Consider the following 23430-nt stretch of genomic DNA (forward strand, 5'->3'; position numbering starts at 1 on the left):
TGAGTCGTCCCACGGCCGCTTTTTGATGGTTCGCCAATGAACGCGAACAAGGCATCTATCCGCAGATTTCGCCGATGACGCAGATTAAGGAAGAAAACACTGTGTTTTTAATCTGTTAAATCTGCGCAATTTGCAGATAAAATAACCTTTTCCTGTTTGCGTTTAATTCGCGTTCATTCGCGGACTGGACTGGTCTGTATTCAAAATCAATCCCAGATCAACACTTCCAGCGGGGTCGGATTGAAACCGCTGCAGGGGTTGTTGAGCTGCGGGCAGTTCGAGATCAGTACCACCACGTCCATGGCAGCGGCCATTTCCACATACTTGCCGGGCCCGGAGATGCCGTCGTCGAAGTACAGCTCGCCGTCGGCGGTCACCGGCACATTCATGAAGAAATTGATGTTGTGCGCGATATCGCGTTTGTCGATGCCGTATTCCGGATGATTGGCGATCGCCAGCATCCAGTTGTCGCGACAGGAATGCATATGCCGTTTTTCCAGGTCGTAGCGGACCGTGTTGGACTCGCTGGCACAGGCGCCGCCGAGCGTGTCGTGGCGACCGACGGTATCGGCGGTGATGGTCAGCATCACGTTATTGAGGTTGGAGCGCAGCTCGCTGCCGGTGGTCAGATAGACCTGGCCCTGCTCGCGGACCGTATCCATACAGCTATAGCGCTCGGATGGATCATCGGCATTGAAGAACAGCGTGTCGGCCGCCTCGTTGCCGTCGACATCGACGATACGGATCGTCTGGCCGGCTTGGACCGGGCCGATGTAATGATCGCCGGCGTCGATCAGGTGGCGGGATACGGCGTTTTCGGCACGCCGGTTACTCGCGATGGTCATGGCGAACTCCTGGAATCGTGATTAGCGCGCAGCGCCGAGGTGATAGAGACGGTTGTTGGCAAAACCGCGGGCGTTCTCGGCGCAGTGCGCCCAACAGATATCGTTTTCGTCCGGCGGCGGCGCGGTGCCGAGGGCGATATCCACGCCGCGCCTGGGATAGTCGGCGCTGGGGTCGAGTGCGTGGGGGCAGGTGTGCAGGGCCACCAGCGTATCCATCTCGAAACGCAGGGTGACCGCGGCCCCGGCCGGACAATGATCCGGCACATAGCGCAACTGACCGGCATCGTCGGCCACCACCTTGGAAAACAGATTCAGATTGGCCGCCAGATCGCGCGCGCCGAGGCCGTATTTGGCCAGCTCGATCAGGAAACTGTCGTGGCCGGTCTGGGTCCGGTCGTTGAGCGCGGCCTGAAAGCTGACCGGCTGCCAGCCCTTGGCCACCATGTGCCCGGCATTCAGATTGCCGCCGACGCTGTCGTGCCAGCCCAGGTCGTCTTCGATGATCGAGGCGAATATCCGGCCCATGTCGGAATATAGACAATGGCCGCGGGTCAGCTTGAAGCTGTGCTGGCACTTGAGGGTGTCCGGCAGGTTCAGCCGTTCCAGCAGGTTCTCCGGGTTGTACATCAACAACCCGACATTGGCGCCGGCCTCGGCGGCCGTCAGCCGCAGGGTGGTCCCGCGACGCAGCCGCAGCGACCAGTGCTGACCGCCCGGCAGATGGGTTTCGTAATCGATGGCTTGGCTTGTCATCAGGTCAGGGCTCCTTGATTGGCGTTGTTTGAAGCGGCGGCTGGCTGGCCCCTGCCCCAATCGGCCAGCACCGTCGCGGTATCGCGTACCCGACCGAGGATCGGCCCCTCGGGGCCTTCGATCAGACCCAGGGCCGCGCTGTGAATGCCCACATCGGCGGCCGCGCAGGCATCGGCGACGGTCACGCATTCATAGCCGCGATCGATGGCCTCGCGCAGGGTCGAGTGCACGCAGATATCGGTGGTCACGCCGGTTACATACAGATGGGTCGTGCCCCGGGCCTGCAGGAGCAGCTCGAGATCGGTCTGGTAGAAAGCACCGTAGCCGGGTTTGTCGACGATCGGATCGCCGGCGGCCGGGGCCAGCTCGGGCACAACATCATGCCCGGGCTCGCCCCGCACCAGATGGCGTCCGAGGCTGGCATGCGCACCGATCGATGCGCCGCAGGCCGCACTGCGCGCAAGCTTGGCCGGATGACAGTCAGCCAGATCCGGGCGATGGCCCTCCCGGGTATAGATCACGGCAATACCGTTCTGGCGCGCCGCCGCAATCAGCCGGCCGGTCGGTTCGATCGGCTGTCTCAGCAGCGCGATATCCAGCCCGCAGGCGGCCGCATAGCCGCCGGCCTCGCAGAAATCACGCTGCATATCGATGACGAGTAGCGCTTGGCTCATGGCGCCGGCCGATCAGTTGGACAGCGACTGCACGATGCTCGGATCGATCGTGTCCGCGATCTTGGGCGCAGACTCGATCTGCTTCTTGCGCAGCAGAACCTGGCTGATGACCTTGCCGCTGACATAGAACGACTGGCTGCTGGAGCCCGGAGCGAAGGTCGCCGGCATCTGGTCCAGTGGCAGGTTCTTGACGCCCTTGAGTTGGGCAGCCACCTGATCGGTATCGATACGCAGCTGCTTGCCGATGATGGCCGCTGCTTCCTGCGGGTGCGATTGCATGAAATCCAGGCCCTTGAGATATGCCTTAATCACGGCCTTGATCTGATCGCGATGCGCAGCGATGTAGCTTTTCTTGAACACGAGCACATCGGTGATCAGGCCCGGGGCCTGATGCGAGGAATACAGCACATGGAAGCCCTTGCCGTGATCGACGATGCGCGACACGCTGGGCTCGTAGGTCACGCCGACCTTGATCGATCCGCCCAGCATGGCGCTGGGTACATCGTCGGGCGTCATCGACACAGGCTGGATATCGCCCGGCTTGAGCCCGTTCTGTTCCAGCGCGTAGTCGAGCAGAAAAGCCGACGGCGACAACGGATTGAACGCCACCTTCTGGCCCTTGAGCTGCTCGACCTTGGTGATCGACTGGGTCGCGACGATGGCATCGGCGCCGTCCGAGTAGTCGATCGGCATCACGACCTGCAGCGCACGGCCTTTCGCATCGGCGTTGATGACCTGGTCGTAGGTCAGCGCGGCGCCGTCAATGGCCCCGCCCGCCAGCGCCGACGGCATGGTGGCGTTATCGCTGAAGGTGACCATATGCACCGCCACGCCCTCGGCCTTGAAATAGCCCTTGGCATCGGCCACGTAGAGCGGCCCGTAGCCGATCCAGTTGACCACGCCAAGCTTGAGCGGTTGCGCCGCCAGCACCGGTCCGGCCAGCGACACGGCGACCAGTGTGAGGATGGCAATAAGGCCGCAACAAGCACGGCGCGATGGGTTCCGTTTCATGATCGATCTCCAGTTCTCAAGACAGGGCCGCGTTGAACGGCCGGATACGCAAACAGGGCATTCGAAACAGGTGGGACGTCGCGGATCAGCGGGCACCGCGGCCTTGCATACGGCGACCGAGCGCGGTCATGCGCTCAATCAGCTTGTGATCGGCCTCCATCCCCGAGGTGGCCCGGATCCGCTCGGTCAGCTGGCCCTTGACCTGGGTGAATTCGGGATCGAGCTTGAGTGCCGGCTCACGCTCACGGCCCCAGGCCATGTCATGGATACCGTCGATCCGGCCGGGATGCGGTGCCAGCACGACCACCCGGTCGCCGAGGTAGGCCGCTTCCTCGACGTCGTGGGTGACGAACATCACGGTGGTCGGCTCCACGGCGAAAAGCTGCAGGATCAGGTCGTGCATGACCTCGCGGGTCTGGGCATCCAGCGCGCCGAACGGCTCGTCCATGAGCAGTACCCGCGGACGTGACAACAGCGCGCGGGCGATCGCCACGCGTTGCTGCATGCCGCCGGATAGTTGATTGGGATAATGATCGCGACGATCGTCCAGCCCCATCATCTCGATCAGCGCATAGGCACGATCCACCAGCCCCGAGAGCTCGCTCTCTGTTTCGATCGCCCGCATGTTGGCGCCGAGTTCGAGCGAGAACATCACGTTCTGCTTGACCGTCAGCCAGGGAAACAGCGTGTAGTGTTGAAACACCATGCCGCGGTCGGCTCCAGGTTGGTCGACCACCCGATCGCCGAGCCGGATGACGCCGCCCTGGCTGTGCTCGAGCCCGGCGACCAGGCGCAGCAGGGTCGATTTGCCGCAGCCCGAGGCCCCGATCACGGTGACGAACTCGCCCGGCTCGACGCGCAGCGAAATATCGTCGAGCACGGTCTGCATGCCGCCGTGGCCGTCGGGGTAGCGTTTCGCCACGGATTCGATGTGCAGGACTTGATCGCTCATCTCGGATTCCTTCGGATCTTGGGCGCGTTCAGTGCAGCCAGGGGAACAGCCGCCGGTGCAGCTGACGGAAGAACAGGTCGAACAGCAGGCCGATCACGCCGATAATCAGAATCCCGGCGAAGATGGTGGCGGTATTCATGAACCGCTGGGCCTGCAGGATCGCGTAACCGAGCCCCTTGTTCGCGGCCACCATTTCGGCCACCACCAGATAGGTCCAGGCCCAGCCCATATTCACGCGCAGGATGTTGATCAACGGCGGCAGGCTGCCGCGCCAGATCACCAGCCGCAGCGCTTCGCCCCGGGTCGCACCCAGAGTGTAGGACGCTTCCAGCCAACTGCCGGGCACCTGCCGGACCACATCGGCCACCATGACGATGATCTGGAAGAACACGCCGATAAAGATGATCGCGATCTTCGAGCCTTCACCGATGCCGACCCAGAGAATCATCAGCGGGATGAACGCGGCCGCCGGCATGTAGCGCACGAAATCGTTGATCGGCTGGAAGAAGCCTTCCACGGCCTTGAACGACCCGATGAACACGCCGAGTGGCACGCCCAGACAGGCGGCCAGTACGAAACCGCTCGTTACCCGAAGGATGCTGGCCCAGGTGTCCTGCGCGAGCGAACCGTGCGCCCAGGCCCAGGCCTGCTCGACCACGTCTGCCGGCGTCGGCAGGAACAGGTTGTCGATCACGCCGCTGCGCGATAGCAGCTCCCAGCCCAGCAGCGGCAGCACGAAACCCAGTATCGACAACGTGACATACCACTGGCGCGGAATCGATTGCTGCAGCCGCAGCCGCGGGCGACGACGAACCGCCGGTCGCGCCGTGGCCGATGTCACGGCGCGATCGCGTGCGCGAGGTTTATCAGTGCCGGCATGCGCGGCCGACCCTTGTGCAACCGCCTGGCTCTTCATGGCCTTCAGTCCTGCGCAGCCATGGCCTGATTGACCACGCTCGCGTCGATGAATGAGGCCGGATCAGGCTGTTTGGACAGCTTGCCGGACTTCATCAGGAAGGAAGCCGTATCCCGGGTGCTGGTATACAGCGACTCCGGGGCATCGCTTTTGTTCATTGCCTTCTGATTGAGTTTTTCGCCGAAAAACCGAGTGCCCTTGAGCGACAACTCGTATTCCTTGGGCTTCAGGTCGACATGCGGCGCCATGATCGCGGCAGCCTCTTGCGGATGGGCATTGATGAACCGGACCACCGCAAACCAGGCCTTGGCGATGGCCTTGTACTGCTCGGGATTGGCCTTGAGGGACTTTTGCTGCGCCACCAGCAGGTCCGGAATCAGCCCCGGCGCCGACGCACTGGTAAACAACGCATGGCCTTTGCCGTGCTGCTGAATACGGTTGATCCAGGGGTTCCACACACCGGCTGCCGCGACCCGCCCGGCCATCAACGCCGAGGCCGCACTGCCGGTGGTCATGCTCACGATATTGCTGTCGTCGATGTTGAGCCCGTGTCGCTTGAACGCGGTGTAGGCCAGATAGTTTTCGATCGAATAACGCTCGAAGGCAACGGTCTTGCCCTTGAGTTGCTTGAGGCTCTGGATGCCGGGCTTGGCCATGAATGCATCGTTGCCGGCCGAGTTATCGGTCACCAGTACGACCTTGAGCGGGACGCCCTTCTCGATCGGGGCGAGCGTATCGATCAGGGCCTGACTGTTGGCATCCAGCTTGTCGGCGGCCAGCGCCTGGACCGAATCGATATACGACGGAAACCAGACCAGCTTCACGTTGGCGCCGTACTTCTTGAAATAGCCTTTTTGCTCGGCGACATACCAGGCCACCCAGCCCGGCCAGTCGCTGATGCCGATGGTGATCGGCCCCTTGGCCATTGCTGGCGCGGCGACCTGAATGCCGATGCCGAGGGTCAGAACGATCAGCATGTATCTGAAGAGTTTTCTCATCATGCGCTCCTGAGGAAGAAGAGATTCTTGCCCGCTTCGAAAAAAGAGATGGACCGCCGCTCGCCGGATCGGCGCGTGCTCAATCGGGGCACGGTGATTCTCCGGACCGGGAACGGGCGGCAACGTAGTCGCTCGACACGTGGGCAACCGCCAGCACGTGCTGGCGCACGGCCTCGGCGGCGCGCTCGGCATGCCCCGCGGAGATCGCCGCAACGATCTCGCTGTGCTCGGCGAAGGAATGTTCAGGACGGCGTGCGACCCGGAACTGGGTGTGACGAAAAGGCGCCAGTCGGGCGCGGGTCGACAGCGTCAACTCGATCAAATAATCGCTTTTCGAGCCCTGATAGATGAACGAGTGGAATTCGTCGTTGAAGGCAGCGTATTCATTCGAGCGCGTGGATATCCGCAAATCGCGCGAGCCTTCATGCATCGCACTCAACTGATGGCGTTCGGCGAGCGTCATGCGCTGCGCACTCAGCCGTGCACAACACGCTTCCAGCTCCGCCATCGCTTCGAACATGGCGAGCAGGCCGCTCTGCGATATCTGTGCGGTGATCACACCGCGGTGGGGCCGGCTTTCAGCCAACCCCATGGCACAGAGCTGACTCAGCGCTTCCCGAACCGGCGTTCGCGACACCGAGAAACGTCGCGCGATGTGCTGGGCCGGCAGCCGGCTGCCCGGCGGCCATTGGCCGGACACGATTTCTTCCGACAACACCGCCACCATGTCGTCGACCGCCTGACCGGTCCGCAGGGACCGACGCGGCGACAGGTTTTCATCCGAATGCGATGACGACATGGGGCAACAGGCACAAATTCAATCGTGCTGGATTGCATGCACACGGCGTGCCACACGGCTGAAGACGGTCACAGCGACGATAAAACCGCCAATCGTGCGGTCTTTGCGCCGAATTGGGGCGCCGTCAGATTGCATGCACTTTATCGAAGCGCAGCTCGCGCCCGCATGGCCGGCCTTCCGGATAAGCCGGCAGGGGCTGACGTTCGCAGAGCAAGCAACGGCTCCGCGGCCGGGACACAGGGCGCTGCTACTCGCCCCATTCAAGCCATGGAACGGGGTTCCGCAGCCGGGCACGACCCGCATCCGCCGCCGGCAGAATCAACCAGTCGCTCTTTGCCTCGATTCGTGGGGGATCGCGTGGCCGTCAAAACGCCGACAACGGCCGAATCATGCCGCGCCGGCGTTTTTGGCGGCCGGGTGTTGCGGTCGGCTACGCGCCCGGTCAGAGACTGGCGAGGCGGCGCTCGAGCTCGGCCTGGTCGATCAATTCGATCAGACGATTGACATTGGCCCGATCCATCGGCGCGCCGTCAACCAGGCTTCTCGGGGCCTCGCGAATCTCGGTAGCGGAAAACAGCGTGGCCTCGAAGCGGTGCTCGCCGGCAACGAAGCGGAATGCCGGATAGAACCGATGCCCCTCGGCGAACCGATAACGACGTTCGGCGATCTCGAAGGGAATGCCCCGCCCTTGCAGAAACAGGTCGAAGCTTTCCGAATGTTCGGCGAACACATGCAGCTGGATATCCGAATGGGCGTTCGCCAGCCCGGACAATACGTCACCCACCAGCCGCGGCTTGAAATCGGCCAGAAGTCGCATGGCCGACAACGCCGCGCGCCGCATATCGGCCAGTTCGGCGGGCTGATCCTCGGCGGAGAACAGGCGCTGATGCTCGGCCAGCGCGGCCTCGATCTCGCTGTTCTTGGGCAGAATCGACTGGCGAACGTCGATGCCCATCTGATGGGCCGCCTTGTGCTTGGCGACGCGGAAGTCGCGAATGCCCTGTTCGGCCATCAGACGGGCGGCCACCTGCGCCAACTGCTGACGCTGCGCTGCTTGTTTGCGGGCACTGGCCATGATCGCCTCCAAATGAATCGACAAAGGCGGCGACATCGCTCGATAGGGTCGCCGCCTTCGATCAGAACAGCTGCTGAACTTCGTTGCTCGAATCGTGCTTGCCCGAATGACGGGCCTCCTCAACCGTTGGTGCGTGGCCCTTGCGGAAGATCTCCGGAATGCCGCCGCCGTTGAGTGCGCGCTGGCCGGTCTGGGGATTGATCTGCACGGTTTCAATATCGTCGGGCTTGGGCGGGATCGCCTCGGGCTTGCCCGCCAGCACCGTGCCCATGAAATCGGTCCACATCGGCAGGGCCGCGTGCGCCCCGGTTTCGGCATGACCCATCGGCTTGAGCTTGTCGAAGCCGACCCAGGTCACGGTCACGAGATTGGCGTTGAAGCCCGAGAACCAGGCATCGATCTGCTTGTTGGTGGTGCCGGTCTTGCCGGAGAGGTCCTTGCGGCCGAGCTTGAGCGCGCCGCGACCGGTGCCGTGCCGGATCACGTCCCGCATCATGTCGCCGATGATATAGGCGTTGTCGGCCGGGATGACCCGCGGCGCCAGCCGCGATGCGTCATCGGCGCCGGCGGTCTGATCCAGCGCCGGGCAATGGTCGACACTATCGCAGGCGACCTTCGGCTTGGCCTGGAACACAACCTTGCCCTGCCCGTCGGTGATTTGGCTGATGTAGTGCGGCTTGACCCGGAAGCCCTCGTTGGCGAACACCGAGAAACCGCCGGCCATCTGCAGCGGCGAGAAGGTCGCACTGCCGAGCGCGAGCGACAGGTTGTGCGGCATCTGATCGGCCGGCAGGCCGAACTTGCTGATGTAGTCGATGGCCGTACCCACGCCGATGCGGCGCAGCACCCGGATCGAGACCAGGTTCAGCGAATGCACCAGGCCTTCGCGGAGCCGCGTGGGCCCGTGAATCGTCTTGGAGTAGTTGTTCGGGCGCCACGAGTCATCGACCCCCGAGCCCTGATACACCACGGGCGCATCGTTGACGATTGTCGCCGCGGTGAAACCGTTGGCCAGGGCGGCGGAATACAGGAACGGCTTGAACGACGAGCCCGGCTGGCGCCGCGCCTGCACGGCGCGATTGAATTTCGACAGCCCGAAGTCGAAGCCACCGACCAGCGCCTCGACGCCACCGGTGTGCGGGTTCATCGCCACCAGGGCGCCCTGGACGTTGGGAATCTCGGCCAGCGTCCACTGCTTGTCCTTATCCTTCGAGCCGGTATACGCCAAGCGCACCACATCGCCTTTCTTGACCAGCGTACTCGCGGCCTTGTGCCCATGCAGCCACGGAATCTGGTCGGCACCGATGCTGATCTTGCCGTACTGATCGGTGATCAGGCGGATCCGCTGGCCGTCGGTGGACAGGACCACCGCCGGAATCAGCCCGCCGCGCGTGACCATGTTGTCGAGCGCATCCTGCAGCGCTTTCGGATCATCCACGGTGGAAGAATCCAGCGTCTTTTCCGGGCCGTGCCAGGCATGACGCGCATCGTAGGCCAGCAGATCCTTGCGCAAGGCGTGGTCGGCCGCCTGCTGGCGCTTGCTGCGGATGGTCGTGGTTACGCTGTAGCCGCCGGTGTAGGCCTTGTCGCCGTAGCGCGCCACCATGTCCTGGCGCACCATCTCGGCCACGTAGCGCGCCTCGTAGCGCATCGGGTTCTTCTCGCCGCTGCCTTCGCCAGCGGTGACCGGTGCATTCCGGGCCCGCTTCCAGGCCGCGTCATCGATGAAACCGAGGGCGTGCATACGCCGCAAGACATAATCGCGGCGCTCCTTGGCGCGCTTGGGATTGGCAATCGGGTTGAACGCCGAGGGCGCTTTCGGCAGACCGGCCAGCATGGCCTGCTGCGACAGATTGAGCTTGTCCAGCGGCTTGTTGTAGTAAACCTGTGCCGCCGCGCCAATGCCGTAAGCGCGCTCACCGAGATAGATCTTGTTGAGATACAACTCCATGATCTGCTTTTTGGTCAGCTTCGACTCAAGCCGCAACGCCAGAATCATCTCCTTGATCTTGCGGGTGTAGGTCTTGGCATCGGAAAGATACAGATTGCGGGCGAGCTGCATGGTGATGGTCGAACCGCCCTGGGTCTTGCGGCCGGTCGTGATCAGATGGATCACCGCGCGCATCATGCCCTGATAGTCGATCCCCGGGTGTTGCCAGAATCGGTCGTCCTCGGCGGCAACGAAGGCATTCACCTGCTGCCTGGGGATCTGGTCGTAGGTCACCGGCTTGCGGCGCTCGGTGCCGTATTCGCCAATCAGTTTGTGATCGGCGGTATAGACCCGTAGCGGCTCGTTGAACTGGGCCTGGCCGATATCACCGGCATCGGGCAGCTGCGGGCCAAAATACAGATAGACCCCGGCAACCAGGCAAACCGCCAGCGTAATCGCCGACAGCAGCCCGGCCAGCAGCACTATGACGACGCGGACGCCGCGTGATCTTTTCTTCATCGAGTCGCCAACCTACGGGCACTTCCAGCACATCGAACTGCGCATCATACCGACCGGACGCGACGGCTGTCGCACACGGCGACCGCCGAACCCGGCGGACCGGCGTCGGCCGCCGCGGCACTACGGCGCACGCTATACGCCGGGCATGGCTGACGCCACCCTGCGAGCCGGCGCCGCGCGCATTCCGTAAGAAATTTCGACACGCCATTTCGCGCCGTTCGTCGGTATTTTTCGGCGATTCAACGCTTTATCACATTTCCAACGTTGTCAGTCCGTGCCGGTCGGGTATAGTGACCGCGGGGGTAATCTCGGTACGCGACGCTAGGAACGCGGCCGGCACGGAAAGCGGCACATGGGGAGATTGACGAATTCGATACGGCGCCGCCGCGGGCTGATGGGGGTCGATATCAGCGCCACGCGGGTCAAGCTGCTCGAGCTGGATCGCACCGGCGACGAGTTCCGGGTGCTGGCCTATGCCAGCGAGGCCGTGCCCGAAGGGGCGATCCGCAACTTCCAGATCCTCGACGCCGAAGCCGTCGCACGCGCGACCCTGCGTGCACTCGAGCGCAGCGGCAGCCGGACGCGCGATGCCGCGATCGCGGTGTCCGGGCCGTCGGTGATCAGCAAGACCATTCTGATGCCGGCCAGCCTCGACGACGCCGAGATGGAACAACAGATCCATTTCGATGCGGAGCACCATATCCCGCACCCCATCGAGGAGGTGAATCTGGATTTCCAGGTGCTCGAACCGGATCCGGATAACGCCCAGTTCAACCGTGTGCTGCTGGTCGCCTGCCGGCGCGACAACATCGAGATGCGCACTGCCGCGATCGAGATGGCCCACATGCGGGTGCAGCTCGTGGATGTCGAGGAATACGCACTGCAGAATGCCTGCACGCTGCTGTTGAGCCGGATCGAGGGTGTGTCGGATGCCGACAGCGTGGCCGTGTTCGACATCGGGTCCGATACCACACGCCTGACGATCCAGCGCCAAGGTCGCAGCCTGTACGCGCGCGAAATCGGTTTTGGCGGGGCCGCGCTCGACGCCGCCCTGATGGAACGCTACGAAACACCGGACGTCGATGCCCTGCGAGCCCAGTTGCGTAGCGGCCGGATCAGCGCACCGGATATCGCCGAAAACGTGCGTGAATTCGCCGAACGGCTGGCGGTACACATCGACCGCACGCTGACCTTCTACCAGTCCGCCTCCAGCGGGGGCGACGAGCCGATCGATCACGTGGTATTGGTTGGCGCGTCCACGCTCTACCCCGGCCTGCACGACGCGCTGGCCCAATTGTTGCCCTGGCCCGTGAGCCTGGGCAATCCGCTCGGCGGCATGCTGGCGAGCGCGGCGGCACGCCGCAATCACGTCGATAGCGACGCCCCGAGCCTGATGGTCGCCGCCGGCCTGGCTCTGCGAGGTGCTGTATGAGCCATCCGCAGACCCTGGCTGTACGCATCAACCTGCTGGACTGGCGCGCCGAACAGCGTGAATACAAGCGCAAGCGCTTCATCGCGCAACTCGTGGGCGCCGCCGTCGCCACCGTCATCGTGGTCGGCATATTGCCGGTGATCTACTACGACCATCTGATCGATGCACAGCAGGCGCGCAACCACTATCTGCAGCAACAGATCGCGACCGCCGACAAGCAGCTCGCCGAGATCCGCGAACTGAAAAAGACCCGCGAGGATCTGATCAACCGCATGCAGGTGATCGGCGAGTTGCAGCGCTCACGCTCGGCTATCGTCCACTACTTCGATCAACTGACCGCGACCATTCCCGATGGCGTCTATCTGACCGGGCTGGACGAGAAGGGCACGACCACCACGCTCGACGGCGTGGCCGAATCCAACGCGCGCGTGTCGGAGTACATGACCAACCTGGACAATTCGCCCTGGTTCACCAATCCCCGGCTGATCGTGATCAAGCGCGATGACAGCCACGGCAAGCGCCGGGCGGATTTCACGCTCAAGGTCGATAGCACCTCGCCCGATCAGACGCAGAACGGCACTTCGGGCGACGCCGCCGGCAAAGGGCGTGCGTCATGAGGCCGCTTAGCGAATACATCGACGAGCTGCGCAGCCTCGACCAGAACAATATCGGCAGCTGGCCGACCTGGGCCTATGGCCTGGCAATCTCGGTGGTGTCACTCGTGATCATGCTGATCGCGGCCTGGTACTTCGTGCTGCCCAAGCGCGATGCGCTGGCCGATGCCCGGCACCAGGAAAGCCAGCTCAAGGAATCGTTCCGCGTCAAGCAGGCGATGGTGGCCAACCTCGGGGCCTATCGTGATCAGCTGGCCACCATGCAGACCGAGTTCGGCAATCTGCTGGCCCAGCTGCCAAGCAAGACCGAGGTACCGAGCCTGCTGCGCGATGTCTCGCAGACCCGCTCGGCCAACGGCCTCGACGAGGAATTGTTCAAGCCCGAACCCGAAGTGACCAAGGATTTCTACGCCGTACTGCCGAACGACCTGATCGTCACCGGCGACTTCCATCATTTCGCCACGTTCGTCTCCGATGTCGCCGCGCTGCCGCGTATCGTGACCATCAGCAACGTGCATATCCGGCCGGTCGGCAAGAGCAGCAGACACGCCGCGCAGAGTGAGCAGGGCAAAGGCCCGCTGCGCATGAGCCTGACCGCCAGCACTTATCGCTATCTCGGCGACACCACCGGCACGCAGGATCACGGCAAAGACGGGAAGGGCAAGTCGTGACGGGGTTTCGATCCATGCATCGCGCCGCACGATGGGCCGGGGTCATCGGCCTGTGCGCCGTGCTGGGCGCCTGTGGATCGAACACGGACGACCTGGCCAGCTTCGTTGCCCGCATCAAGGCGCGACCGGCACCGCCGGTCAAGCCCATGCCGAAAATCGCCAGCTACAAGCCCTACACCTATAAACCGGCGGGCCGCCGCTCACCGTTCGCCGCGCCGGGCAACCACGCGCCCGCCAACGATAACGGCGTGCGCCCGAATCTCGACCGGCCGCTTGATCCGCTCGAACAGTTTCCGCTGGATGCCCTGCGCATGGTGGGCACGATCACCAGCAACGGCGTGACCTACGCCCTGATCGCCGCCCCCGACCAAGTGGTGCATCGCGTCGCCCCCGGCGACCACATGGGACGCCACTACGGCCGGGTCGACACGATCAGCCCGGCGGGCGTCACGCTCACCGAGATCGTGCCCGACGGCAACGGCGGCTACACCAAGCAAGGCGCGACGCTCGCGCCGCCGCAGCAATGAATCCTGGGGATTTCGACCAGCCATGAAGCCAATGACCCACCGATCCCGCTCCCTGCCAGCGCTCGCCCTGCTGGTCGCCGCGTGCCTGGCGCTGCTGGCGCCCGTCGGCGCCATGGCCGGCCCCGCCGCCGGGTCGCTCGCGCTGCAATCGATCAGCACCGCGGCCGGCAGTGGCGATCGTGTCAGCCTTCGCTTCAAGCTGTCCGGGCCAGCACCATCGCCATCGGTATTCACGGTCGAGAAGCCGGCGCGTATATCCATCGATCTGCCCCATACCACGCTCGCGCTCGACAAACGCTATCAGCGCATCGCCGAGGGCCCGGTCCAGGCGGTCACCGCCGCGGCCGCCGATGGCAAGACCCGTGTGGTGATCGAACTCACGCAGATGGTCAACTACCACATCCAGCGCCAGGGCGACGAGCTGATCGTCCACCTCGGCGGCCCGGCGCACGCACCGGCCGCGCCGAACGCACAGACTGCCACGCAAAGCTCCTCGGGCGCCGAGCACGATACCGCCTCGCCTTCGGGGCCGGCCTCGGCGATCGAGAACATTGACTTCCGGCGCGGCGATCAGGGCGCCGGCCGTATCGAGATCACCCTCAACGGCACCAACGCACCGGTCGACATCACGCGAAAGGACGGCAAGATCGTGGTGCGTCTGCAGGGTATCCAGCTGCCCGCACACTTGGCCAGGCGTCTCGACGTCACCGATTTCGCCACGCCCGTACGCACGGTCGACGCCATGTCGCGCGGCGATAACACGCGCATCGTCATCACCCCGGCCAAGGGCGCACAATTCCAGCGGCTGGCCTATCAGACCGGCAATCATCTCTACATCGAACTGCAGCCGCTCACCAGCGCCCAGAAGAAACAGCGCGAGCAGGCCCACCCACAGTACAACGGCAAAAAGATCTCGCTGTCGTTCCAGAACATCAAAATTCGCTCGGTGCTGCAGATCATTGCCGACGTGGCCAACGTGAACATGGTGGTCTCGGATAGCGTATCCGGCACCATTGCCCTGCAGCTCGACGACGTCCCCTGGGATCAGGCACTGGATATCATTCTCAATGCCAAGGGCCTGGGCATGACGCGCAATAACAATGTGATCACGGTCGCGCCGCTGACTGAGATCGCCAATCGCGAAAAAGCCAAGGCTGCCGCCCGCGAGGCGACCAACAATCTCGCCCCGCTGCATTCCGAGATCATCCAGATCAACTACGCCCGCGCCTCGGACATCGCCAACATTCTGAAATCCGATACCGCGGCGCCGCACGGCACGGCATCTTCGGGCGGCGGCAACGCCGCACCGTCGGGTAACGCCGGCGGCTCGGGCAACAACCAGTCCCTGCTTTCACCGCGCGGTCATGTCACGGTCGACGATCGCACCAACAGCCTGCTGGTTACCGACACACGCGAAAAACTCGACCAGATCCGCAGCCTGATCGATCGTCTCGACATCCCTGTCCGCCAGGTGCTGATCGAGTCACGCATCGTGATCGCCAATCGCGATTTCACCCGCAGCCTGGGTATTTCCCAGACCGGCGTGAACAACTCCAAGCTGAATAACGCCCTGAGCGCCCAGAGTTCAGGCTCGTTGGGCAGTGCCTACGGCGCCAATAACGGCGGCTATTCGGTCAGTCTGCCGGCAACCAGTGCCACGAGCCTCCTTTCGGCCAGCATCATCTCCGACACGTTCAGCCTTAACCTGCAGCTGTCGGCCATGGAGTCGGAGGATAACGGCGAGATCATCTCCTCGCCGCGCATCATCACCGCCGACGGCCAGGAAGCGAACATCGAACAGGGCCAGGAAATTCCTTATCAGTCCGGCACCGTGGGCAGCAATCAGGGCACGAGCGTCCAGTTCAAGAAAGCGGTGCTCAGCCTCGACGTCACGCCCAAGATCACGCCGAACAAGAAAGTCATCATGAACCTGAAGGTCACCCAGGATTCGGTCGGCAAATACGTCCCGACCTCCCAGGGCGGCTCGGTGCCGTCGATCGACACCCGCAGCCTCACCACCCAGGTCCTGGTTGATAACGGCGACACCGTGGTGCTCGGCGGCATTTTCGAACAGACGAATCGCGATACCACGGGCGATGTCCCGTTCGTGAGCAAGGTCCCGCTGCTGGGCGCTCTGTTCAAGAACCATTCGCGTCAACGCAACAAGCAGGAACTGCTGGTCTTCGTCACACCGAAGATACTGCAGAACAATCTGACGGCGGACAGCCACTGAGCCCGGCCACGCCCGGGTCGTCGCTGGCCGGGCCACCGGCCCGCGGATGCAGGCAACCGGTTCGGCATTGCGACCATCTACGGCCGCGACGAACACCGACAGCCGACGGATGACGAACACATCCGATGGTTCCGCGCCCGCGGCGGATCGCGAACGATTTCGGCGGCGCCCGCAACCGCCCCTGGCGCAAGTCTGCCGAATAGTGGCGAAGACTTGGCCGAAAATGGCACACTCATTGTTGGCACCGTCGCGAGCGTGCCGCGTCCCGCCGGTCCGAACGACGACGGCACGACCGAAATTGATATAACCTATCCAAAAAGCGTCTCCGGTTGGGTTAAAGTACGCTGGCGTGCGGCGGCCTCTGCGCAGGGCAGCGACACGATGCGGAACGCTTTATTGTTGTGCCGGCTGCCGCAGCAGACGTCAGCACCAGCTCCGACGATCCTCCGGGCCAGATCAGCCCGTTCGGCATGGACGGCGTATGCGCGACGACCTACGATCCGAACACGGATTAAGACCCGTGGTCGTGGCTTTCGTATTCAACTACTTGTAACGAGTACATGGCATTAAACCCGAACATCTATCTGGTCGGCCCCATGGGGGCCGGCAAAACCACGGTGGGCCGGCGTATCGCCGAGCTCAAGGGCATGACGTTCGTCGACTCCGATCAGGAAGTCGAAAAGCGCACCGGCGTGGATATCTCCTTCATCTTCGACATGGAAGGTGAAGAAGGTTTCCGCAAGCGCGAACGTGACATGATCGCGGAATTGTCGGAACAGCCCAACACCGTCATGGCCACGGGCGGCGGCGCCGTGCTTGACCCGAGCACGCGCGATCTGCTGTCCGCCCGCGGCGTCGTGGTCTATCTCGAGACCTCGCTGGAGCAGCAGCTTGCGCGCACGCGCAAGTCCAACAGCCGGCCCATCCTGGCGGGCAGCGAGGATCTGGAAGCCACGCTCACCCAGCTGATGGAAGTTCGCGACCCGCTATATCGCTCGATTGCCGACGTCGTGGTCACCACGGGCGATCAACAGGCGCGCAAGCTCGCCCGCGAAATCGTCGAGCAGCTGGAAGCCATCGGCACGGCCTGATGAGGCAGCCGGAAACCGGCAGCGCGTGGATCTATGCCGGATTCTGGATCCGTGTATGGGCGTCGATCATCGATAGCGCGCTCCTGCTGTTTCTGGTCTTCCCGCTGCTGTCGCTGATTCCCGGGGCCGCGCGAGCAAACCGCGCGGCCCCGCAGCTGTTTACCGCTTCGGGACGCATCAACTTCGACGCGCTCGCCCTGGCGCCGCCCGGGCCGCTGCATGTGGTTCTGTACTGGCTATTGCCGGCGGTCGTCGTCGTCATCTTCTGGCTAACCCGCGAGGCCACGCCCGGCAAGATGGCGATCGGCGCCCGCGTGGTCGATGCCGAAACCGGTGAGCGCCTGCGCACCGCGCAATCGATCCTGCGCTATCTGGGCTACTACGTCTCCACCCTGCCGCTCGGCCTCGGCCTGATCTGGGTGGGTATTGATTCGCGCAAACAGGGCTGGCACGACAAAATCGCCGGCAGCGTGGTCGTGCGTCGTCGGCGCACGGTCGAGCCTGTTCGCTTCGAAGCCGCCGATGACGCCTCAAGCCCCCAGACCGGATGGAACAATGAGTGATACCCCTGCCGCAACCACCCTGCGCGTCGAACTCGATACCCGTGCCTACGACATCCTCATCGGCCCTGGGCTGATCGGCCGGGCCGCCGCCTACGACGGGGCGATCCGCGGCCAGCAGGTGCTCATCGTGACCAACGACACGGTCGCGCGCCATTACCGCGAACCGGTCGAGGCCGCATTGCGTGACGCCGGGCACGCGGTCGATACGCTGATTCTACCCGACGGCGAAGCCCATAAATCGATGGCCACGCTCGACACGATTGCCGAGCACCTGCTGGCCCACGGCTACGGGCGCGACGCGACCGTGGTCGCCCTCGGCGGCGGCGTCATCGGCGATCTGGCCGGATTCGCCGCCGCGATCTACCAGCGCGGCATCGATTTCGTCCAGGTGCCGACCACGCTGCTGGCCCAGGTCGATTCCTCGGTCGGCGGCAAGACCGGCGTGAATCATCGCCTGGGCAAGAACATGATCGGCGCCTTCCACCAACCGAAGCGCGTGCTGGCCGACATCGACGTGCTCGCCACCCTGTCCGCGCGCGAATTCGCCGCGGGCATGGCCGAGGTCATCAAGTACGGCCTGATCCGCGACGCCCACTTCTTCGACTGGCTGGAGGCGAACATGGCCGGCATCAACGCGCGCGAGCCGGCGCTGATTACCGAGATCATCCGTCGCTCCTGCGCTAATAAGGCCGAGGTGGTGGTGGCCGACGAGCGCGAAGCCGGCCAGCGCGCCCTGCTCAATCTCGGCCATACCTATGGTCACGCGCTCGAGGCCGAACTCGGTTACGGCGCCTGGCTACACGGCGAGGCCGTGGCCGCAGGCATGTGCATGGCGGCCGACACGTCGCGGCGGCTGGGCTGGCTAAGCGCGGCGCATGTCGCGCGCATCGAAACGGTGATTGCCGCCGCCGGCCTGCCGACCGCCCCGCCGAGCGAGACCTCGGCCAGGCGCATTCTCGACCTGATGCAGCGTGACAAGAAAGTCACCGCCGGCGCGCTGCGCCTGGTGCTGCTGACCGATATCGGACAGGCTGTGATTTACGAAAACTATGGTGCGGCGCTGGACGATACACTGCACCATTATCTGGCCGCCTGAGGTCTTGACAGCGTTCGGCGATTGATTGTCGCTCGCTGGCCTTTTATATTGAATTCAGCGGTTCCACCGCTCGCGCGCCAGAAGAGTGGCGCCGCCCGTCGCTGCCGAAACCGCGCTCCCCCCCCGTTGCGTAACCCGCTTGGCGGGCCGCGGTTTGCGCGGCGACGACTTCCGGGTCCGGCCGGTCCAGCGCGATTGCGCTCGGCTTTCCGGGCCGTAGCCCATCCGAGGGAATGGACTATGCACAAATTTGAAGGCGGACTCTATTCACCAGAGTTCGAAAAAGACGCCTGCGGCTTCGGCCTGATCGCCCATATGGACGACAAGCCCAGCCATTGGCTGGTCGATACCGCGATCGGCGCGCTGGAGCGCCTGACCCATCGTGGGGCGGTCGCGGCCGACGGCAAGACCGGCGACGGCTGTGGGCTGCTGATCAAGAAGCCCGATTCGTTTCTGCGCACCGTCGCCCACGAAGCCGGCATCGAACTCGGCGAACACTATGCCAGCGGCATTGTGTTCCTGAGTCTGGACGAGGACACCGCCGGCGCCGCCAGGGCCGAGCTGGAAAAACAGCTGGAAGCCGCCGGTCTGATGGTCGCCGGCTGGCGTGATGTGCCGATCGATGCCGAATCGGCCTGCGGCGCCGAGGCGCTGGAAACCCTGCCCCGCTTCGAGCAGATCTTCGTCAATGCGCCCGCGGACATGGACCGTGACGTGTTCGAGACCCGGCTGATCATCGCCCGCCGGCGGACCGAGAACGCCCTGCCCGACGACGACACATTCTATGTGCCCTCGCTGTCGGCGCGCGTGTTCTCGTTCAAGGGCATGGTGATGCCGAGCTATCTCACCGTGTTCTACCAGGATCTGGCCGACGAACGGCTCGAGACCTCGCTGTGTGTATTCCACCAGCGTTTTTCGACCAACACGCTGCCGCAGTGGCGCCTGGCCCAGCCGTTCCGTTATCTCGCCCACAACGGCGAGATCAACACCATCACCGGCAATCGCAACTGGTCGACCGCCAGAGCCTCCAAATTCGCCTCCAAGGACCTGCCGGATCTGGAATCCATCCTGCCGCTGGTGTCCATGGACGGCTCGGATTCCTGCAGCCTCGACAACATGCTCGAGATCCTGCTCGCCGGCGGCATGGACATCTTCTATGCCATGCGCCTGCTGATGCCGCCGGCCTGGCAGAACGTCGACTATATGTCGGCCGACATGCGTGCCTTCTACGAATACAACTCCATGCATATGGAGCCGTGGGACGGCCCGGCGGGTATCGTGCTTACCGACGGCCGCTATGCCGCCTGTGCCATGGACCGTAACGGCCTGCGGCCGGCGCGCTACGTGATCACCAAGGATCGCCACATCACGCTGGCCTCCGAAATCGGCGTGTGGGACTACAAACCCGAGGACGTGGTCACCAAGGGCCGGCTCAAGCCCGGCGACATGCTGGCGATCGATACCGACAACGGCGAGTTGCTCAACCCGCGCGACATCGATGCACGCCTCGCCGGCCGCGCGCCGTACAAGCAGTGGCTGAAAAAGCATTCCCGTATCCTTGAGTCGCGCCTGACCGATACGCGCGACGAAGCCTGGATGGAGCGCCCGCGCCTCAAATCGCTGGAAAAGCTATTCCATGTGACCTTCGAAGAGCGCGACCAGGTCTTACGCCCGCTGGCCGAGGCCGGCCAGGAAGCCACCGGCTCGATGGGCGACGATACGCCCTTTCCCGTGCTGTCGCGCGTGGACCGGGTGCTGTTCGATTATTTCCGCCAGCAGTTCGCCCAGGTCACCAATCCGCCGATCGATCCGCTGCGCGAACGCATCGTGATGAGCCTGGAGACCTGCTTCGGCCGCGAGCTGAATGTCTTCGACGAGTCCGAGGCCCGCGCCAAACGACTGGTAGTCGATTCGCCGGTGCTGTCCACCGGCAAGTTCCGGCGCCTGCTATCGGTCGAGGATGAAGACTATGCGAACGTCACGCTGGATCTCACCTATCCGGCCAACGACGATCTGCGCGAGGCGATCGAGGCGCTTTGCGATCGCGTGGTCGACGAGGTCCGCGGCGGCAAGACCATCATCGTGCTCACCGATCGCAACGTCGAACAAGGGCAGCTACCGATCCAGGCGCTGCTGGCCACCGGCGCGGTGCATCACCGCCTGACCCGCGAGAACCTGCGCTGCGACGCCAACCTCGTCGTGGATACGGCCACGGCACGCGATGCCCATCATTTCGCCTGCCTGATCGGCTACGGTGCGACCGCGATCCATCCATATCTGGCCTATGAATGCCTCAACGACCTGGTGCACGTCGGCCAGATCCAGGGCCGCGACGCCGACGAACTGTGCGCCTCGTATCGCAAGGGCATCAACAAGGGCCTGTACAAGATCATGTCCAAGATGGGCATTTCCACGATCACCAGCTACCGTGGTGCCCAGCTGTTCGAAATCGTGGGCCTGGCTGACGAGGTCGTGGATCTGTGCTTTTCGGGTACGGTTTCGCGTATCGGCGGGGCGAGCTTCGCGCATCTGCAGGCCGATGCCGCGCATCTGGCCGAGCACGCCTGGAACACGCGTATCGCAATCGACCAGGGCGGCATCCTCAAGTTCGTGTACGGCCAGGAATACCACTGCTACAACCCGGACGTGATTGCCACACTGCACGAAGCCGTGTCCTCCGGCGAGTATGCCAAGTACCAGGAATATGCCCGCGTGGTGCAGGGCCGGCCGGTCGCCGTGCTGCGCGATCTGCTCGGCCTGCGCGACGACCTGGCGCCGATCGATATCGACGAAGTCGAGTCGATCGAGGACATCACCCCGCGCTTCGATTCCGCCGGCATGAGCCTCGGCGCCCTGTCGCCCGAGGCGCACGAGTCGCTGGCCCAGGGCATGAACCGCATGGGTGGGCGCTCGAACTCCGGCGAAGGTGGCGAGGATTCGGCCCGCTTCGGCACCGACAAAATGTCCAAGATCAAGCAGGTGGCCTCGGGCCGCTTCGGCGTCACACCGCATTATCTGGTCAACGCCGAAGTGCTGCAGATCAAGATCGCCCAGGGCGCCAAGCCCGGCGAAGGCGGCCAGCTGCCCGGCCACAAGGTCAACGAGATGATCGCCCGGCTGCGTTATTCGCGGCCCGGCGTGGCGCTGATCAGCCCGCCGCCGCATCACGACATCTACTCGATCGAGGACCTGGCCCAGCTGATCTTCGACCTCAAGCAGGTCAATCCGAAAGCGCTGGTCTCGGTCAAGCTGGTGGCCGGGCCGGGCGTGGGCACGATCGCCGCCGGCGTGGCCAAGGCCTACGCCGATCTGATCACCATCTCCGGCTATGACGGCGGTACGGGGGCCTCGCCGCTGACGTCCGTGCGCTATGCCGGCACGCCGTGGGAACTGGGCCTGTCCGAAACCCACCAGACCCTGCGCGCCAACGACCTGCGTGAAAAAGTCCGGGTGCAGACCGACGGCGGTCTCAAGACTGGGCTGGACGTGATCAAGGCGGCGATCCTGGGGGCGGAATCCTTTGGCTTCGGCACGGGCCCGATGGTGGCCCTCGGCTGCAAGTACCTGCGCGTGTGTCATCTGAACAACTGCGCAACGGGTGTCGCCACGCAGAATGAGACTCTGCGCGAGCGCTATTTCATCGGCATTCCGGAAATGGTGCAGAACTTCTTCCGATTCATCGCCCAGGATACCCGCGAGATCATGGCCTCGATCGGCGTGAAAAGGCTGGAGGATTTGATCGGGCGTACCGATCTGCTGGAAATCCTGCCCGGCGAGACCTCCAAACAGGCCGGCCTCAACCTGAAACCGCTGTTGTCCAAGGGCGGGCTGGCCGACGACAACCCAATGTACTGTGTCTCGCCGCACAACGAACCCTTCGACAAGGGCGAGTTGGCCGAGCGCATGGTCGCGGACACGCTGGATGCGATCGAGAACAAGTCGGGCGGCCGGTTCGAATACGACGTGCGCAATAGTGATCGCTCCATCGGCGCGCGGGTGTCGGGCGAGATCGCGTCCCGCCACGGCAATCTCGGCATGGAGGATGCGCCCATCACGCTGGCGCTCACCGGCACCGCCGGCCAGAGCTTCGGTGTGTGGAACGCCGGCGGGCTGCATCTCCAGCTCACCGGCGACGCCAACGACTATGTCGCCAAGGGCATGGCCGGCGGTCGCATCATCATCCGTCCGCCGGAGCATTCCGATTTCGTGGCGCGCGAGGCAGCAATCATCGGCAATACCTGCCTGTACGGTGCCACCGGCGGCACGCTGTATGCGGCCGGCCAGGCCGGCGAGCGCTTCGGCGTGCGCAACTCGGGGGCCACCGCGGTGGTCGAGGGCGTGGGCGATCACGGCTGCGAATACATGACCGGCGGCTGCGTGGTCGTGCTCGGCGGCACCGGCGTCAACTTCGGCGCCGGCATGACCGGCGGCGCAGCCTACGTGCTGGACGAAAAACGTGAGTTCGTTGACCGCTATAACCACGAGCTGATCGATATCCACCGCGTGGTCTCCGAGAACATGGAGGCCCATCGCCACTATCTGTATCAGCTCATCGAGGCCTATGTAGACGCCACCGGCAGCGCCTGGGGCTCGGAAATCCTGGAGGACTTCCGCGACTACGTGGGCCAGTTCTGGCTGGTCAAGCCCAAGGCGGAAAGCGTGGAGACCATTCTCGACACGCTCACCCGCGCGGCCTAGTTAAGGCGGTCATGGGCCGCGGCAATCGGCCGC

The 23430-nt window shown here is 63.9% G+C and carries 19 protein-coding genes; 9 read left to right on the forward strand and 10 right to left on the reverse strand.

Annotation, left to right across the window (positions count from 1 at the left end):
- Window positions 1-206 precede the first annotated feature (206 nt).
- The 10 genes from SALB1_RS02130 to SALB1_RS02175 all read right to left on the reverse strand — a co-directional run bounded on the left by SALB1_RS02130 (window position 207) and on the right by SALB1_RS02175 (window position 10472).
- Window positions 207-845, reverse strand: a complete 639-nt coding sequence (locus SALB1_RS02130; RefSeq protein WP_109992361.1) for an urea amidolyase associated protein UAAP2 — start codon at window positions 843-845, stop codon at window positions 207-209.
- Window positions 846-866: 21 nt separating this feature from the next.
- The gene (locus SALB1_RS02135) at window positions 867-1598 is read right to left on the reverse strand and encodes an urea amidolyase associated protein UAAP1 (protein WP_109992362.1); all 732 of its coding nucleotides are present in this window, start codon (window positions 1596-1598) and stop codon (window positions 867-869) included.
- Complete coding sequence (locus tag SALB1_RS02140; RefSeq protein WP_109992363.1) at window positions 1598-2272, reverse strand: cysteine hydrolase family protein; 675 nt, start codon at window positions 2270-2272, stop codon at window positions 1598-1600. Before SALB1_RS02140 ends, SALB1_RS02135 begins: the two co-directional genes overlap by 1 nt.
- Window positions 2273-2284: 12 nt before the next feature.
- Window positions 2285-3283, reverse strand: coding sequence for an ABC transporter substrate-binding protein (locus SALB1_RS02145; protein ID WP_109992364.1), 999 nt, complete (start codon window positions 3281-3283; stop codon window positions 2285-2287).
- A gap of 85 nt (window positions 3284-3368) precedes the next feature.
- Entirely contained in the window at window positions 3369-4235 is an 867-nt protein-coding gene (locus SALB1_RS02150; RefSeq protein ID WP_109992365.1) for an ABC transporter ATP-binding protein, read from the reverse strand.
- Window positions 4236-4263: 28 nt separating this feature from the next.
- Window positions 4264-5151 (reverse strand): ABC transporter permease, encoded by an 888-nt coding sequence (locus tag SALB1_RS02155; RefSeq protein WP_109992366.1) that lies wholly within the window; start codon window positions 5149-5151, stop codon window positions 4264-4266.
- 5 nt (window positions 5152-5156) lie between these two features.
- The gene (locus tag SALB1_RS02160; protein ID WP_199678660.1) at window positions 5157-6149 is read right to left on the reverse strand and encodes an ABC transporter substrate-binding protein; all 993 of its coding nucleotides are present in this window, start codon (window positions 6147-6149) and stop codon (window positions 5157-5159) included.
- Window positions 6150-6228: 79 nt separating this feature from the next.
- Window positions 6229-6948, reverse strand: coding sequence for a GntR family transcriptional regulator (locus SALB1_RS02165; protein WP_109992368.1), 720 nt, complete (start codon window positions 6946-6948; stop codon window positions 6229-6231).
- Between the two features lie 442 nt (window positions 6949-7390).
- Entirely contained in the window at window positions 7391-8023 is a 633-nt protein-coding gene (locus tag SALB1_RS02170) for a hypothetical protein (protein ID WP_109995226.1), read from the reverse strand.
- Between the two features lie 61 nt (window positions 8024-8084).
- Window positions 8085-10472 carry a penicillin-binding protein 1A gene (locus tag SALB1_RS02175; RefSeq protein WP_109992369.1) on the reverse strand — a complete coding sequence of 796 codons (2388 nt, stop codon included), beginning with the start codon at window positions 10470-10472 and terminating at the stop codon, window positions 8085-8087.
- 352 nt (window positions 10473-10824) lie between these two features.
- On the opposite strand from SALB1_RS02175, the gene pilM reads away from it, so the two are divergent.
- The 9 genes from pilM (at window position 10825) to gltB (ending at window position 23397) form a co-directional block, all read left to right on the forward strand.
- The gene (pilM, locus tag SALB1_RS02185; protein ID WP_109992371.1) at window positions 10825-11904 is read left to right on the forward strand and encodes a type IV pilus biogenesis protein PilM; all 1080 of its coding nucleotides are present in this window, start codon (window positions 10825-10827) and stop codon (window positions 11902-11904) included.
- Complete coding sequence (locus SALB1_RS02190) at window positions 11901-12521, forward strand: PilN domain-containing protein (RefSeq protein ID WP_109992372.1); 621 nt, start codon at window positions 11901-11903, stop codon at window positions 12519-12521. The genes pilM and SALB1_RS02190 overlap by 4 nt, the downstream gene beginning before the upstream one ends.
- Window positions 12518-13189, forward strand: coding sequence for a type 4a pilus biogenesis protein PilO (locus SALB1_RS02195; protein ID WP_109992373.1), 672 nt, complete (start codon window positions 12518-12520; stop codon window positions 13187-13189). The genes SALB1_RS02190 and SALB1_RS02195 overlap by 4 nt, the downstream gene beginning before the upstream one ends.
- A complete protein-coding gene (locus SALB1_RS02200) occupies window positions 13186-13716 on the forward strand; it encodes a pilus assembly protein PilP (RefSeq protein ID WP_145961219.1) in 531 nt (176 codons plus the stop codon). Before SALB1_RS02195 ends, SALB1_RS02200 begins: the two co-directional genes overlap by 4 nt.
- A 31-nt stretch (window positions 13717-13747) precedes the next feature.
- Window positions 13748-15949, forward strand: a complete 2202-nt coding sequence (gene pilQ, locus SALB1_RS02205) for a type IV pilus secretin family protein (protein ID WP_199678661.1) — start codon at window positions 13748-13750, stop codon at window positions 15947-15949.
- A gap of 560 nt (window positions 15950-16509) precedes the next feature.
- Complete coding sequence (gene aroK, locus SALB1_RS02210; RefSeq protein WP_109992375.1) at window positions 16510-17040, forward strand: shikimate kinase AroK; 531 nt, start codon at window positions 16510-16512, stop codon at window positions 17038-17040.
- Window positions 17040-17603 (forward strand): RDD family protein, encoded by a 564-nt coding sequence (locus SALB1_RS02215; protein ID WP_109992376.1) that lies wholly within the window; start codon window positions 17040-17042, stop codon window positions 17601-17603. Before aroK ends, SALB1_RS02215 begins: the two co-directional genes overlap by 1 nt.
- Window positions 17596-18699: a 3-dehydroquinate synthase gene (aroB, locus tag SALB1_RS02220; RefSeq protein ID WP_109992377.1), complete on the forward strand. Its 1104-nt coding sequence runs from the start codon at window positions 17596-17598 to the stop codon at window positions 18697-18699. The genes SALB1_RS02215 and aroB overlap by 8 nt, the downstream gene beginning before the upstream one ends.
- A gap of 240 nt (window positions 18700-18939) precedes the next feature.
- Window positions 18940-23397, forward strand: coding sequence for a glutamate synthase large subunit (gltB, locus tag SALB1_RS02225; RefSeq protein WP_109992378.1), 4458 nt, complete (start codon window positions 18940-18942; stop codon window positions 23395-23397).
- Window positions 23398-23430: the final 33 nt, after the last annotated feature.

This window comes from Salinisphaera sp. LB1, assembly GCF_003177035.1.
In the GTDB taxonomy this organism is placed as follows: Bacteria; Pseudomonadota; Gammaproteobacteria; order Nevskiales; family Salinisphaeraceae; genus Salinisphaera.

Excerpts from the sequence above, each read along its gene's own strand:
- SALB1_RS02145 (WP_109992364.1), bottom strand. The coding sequence starts at position 3,283 with ATGAAACGGAACCCATCGCGCCGTGCTTGTTGCGGCCTTATTGCCATC.
- SALB1_RS02175 (WP_109992369.1), bottom strand. The coding sequence starts at position 10,472 with ATGAAGAAAAGATCACGCGGCGTCCGCGTCGTCATAGTGCTGCTGGCC.
- SALB1_RS02170 (WP_109995226.1), bottom strand. The coding sequence starts at position 8,023 with ATGGCCAGTGCCCGCAAACAAGCAGCGCAGCGTCAGCAGTTGGCGCAG.
- SALB1_RS02140 (WP_109992363.1), bottom strand. The coding sequence starts at position 2,272 with ATGAGCCAAGCGCTACTCGTCATCGATATGCAGCGTGATTTCTGCGAG.
- SALB1_RS02155 (WP_109992366.1), bottom strand. The coding sequence starts at position 5,151 with ATGAAGAGCCAGGCGGTTGCACAAGGGTCGGCCGCGCATGCCGGCACT.
- SALB1_RS02160 (WP_199678660.1), bottom strand. The coding sequence starts at position 6,149 with ATGAGAAAACTCTTCAGATACATGCTGATCGTTCTGACCCTCGGCATC.
- SALB1_RS02165 (WP_109992368.1), bottom strand. The coding sequence starts at position 6,948 with ATGTCGTCATCGCATTCGGATGAAAACCTGTCGCCGCGTCGGTCCCTG.
- SALB1_RS02195 (WP_109992373.1), top strand. The coding sequence starts at position 12,518 with ATGAGGCCGCTTAGCGAATACATCGACGAGCTGCGCAGCCTCGACCAG.
- SALB1_RS02215 (WP_109992376.1), top strand. The coding sequence starts at position 17,040 with ATGAGGCAGCCGGAAACCGGCAGCGCGTGGATCTATGCCGGATTCTGG.
- SALB1_RS02150 (WP_109992365.1), bottom strand. The coding sequence starts at position 4,235 with ATGAGCGATCAAGTCCTGCACATCGAATCCGTGGCGAAACGCTACCCC.
- aroB (WP_109992377.1), top strand. The coding sequence starts at position 17,596 with ATGAGTGATACCCCTGCCGCAACCACCCTGCGCGTCGAACTCGATACC.
- SALB1_RS02130 (WP_109992361.1), bottom strand. The coding sequence starts at position 845 with ATGACCATCGCGAGTAACCGGCGTGCCGAAAACGCCGTATCCCGCCAC.
- SALB1_RS02135 (WP_109992362.1), bottom strand. The coding sequence starts at position 1,598 with ATGACAAGCCAAGCCATCGATTACGAAACCCATCTGCCGGGCGGTCAG.
- aroK (WP_109992375.1), top strand. The coding sequence starts at position 16,510 with ATGGCATTAAACCCGAACATCTATCTGGTCGGCCCCATGGGGGCCGGC.
- gltB (WP_109992378.1), top strand. The coding sequence starts at position 18,940 with ATGCACAAATTTGAAGGCGGACTCTATTCACCAGAGTTCGAAAAAGAC.
- pilQ (WP_199678661.1), top strand. The coding sequence starts at position 13,748 with ATGACCCACCGATCCCGCTCCCTGCCAGCGCTCGCCCTGCTGGTCGCC.
- SALB1_RS02190 (WP_109992372.1), top strand. The coding sequence starts at position 11,901 with ATGAGCCATCCGCAGACCCTGGCTGTACGCATCAACCTGCTGGACTGG.
- pilM (WP_109992371.1), top strand. The coding sequence starts at position 10,825 with ATGGGGAGATTGACGAATTCGATACGGCGCCGCCGCGGGCTGATGGGG.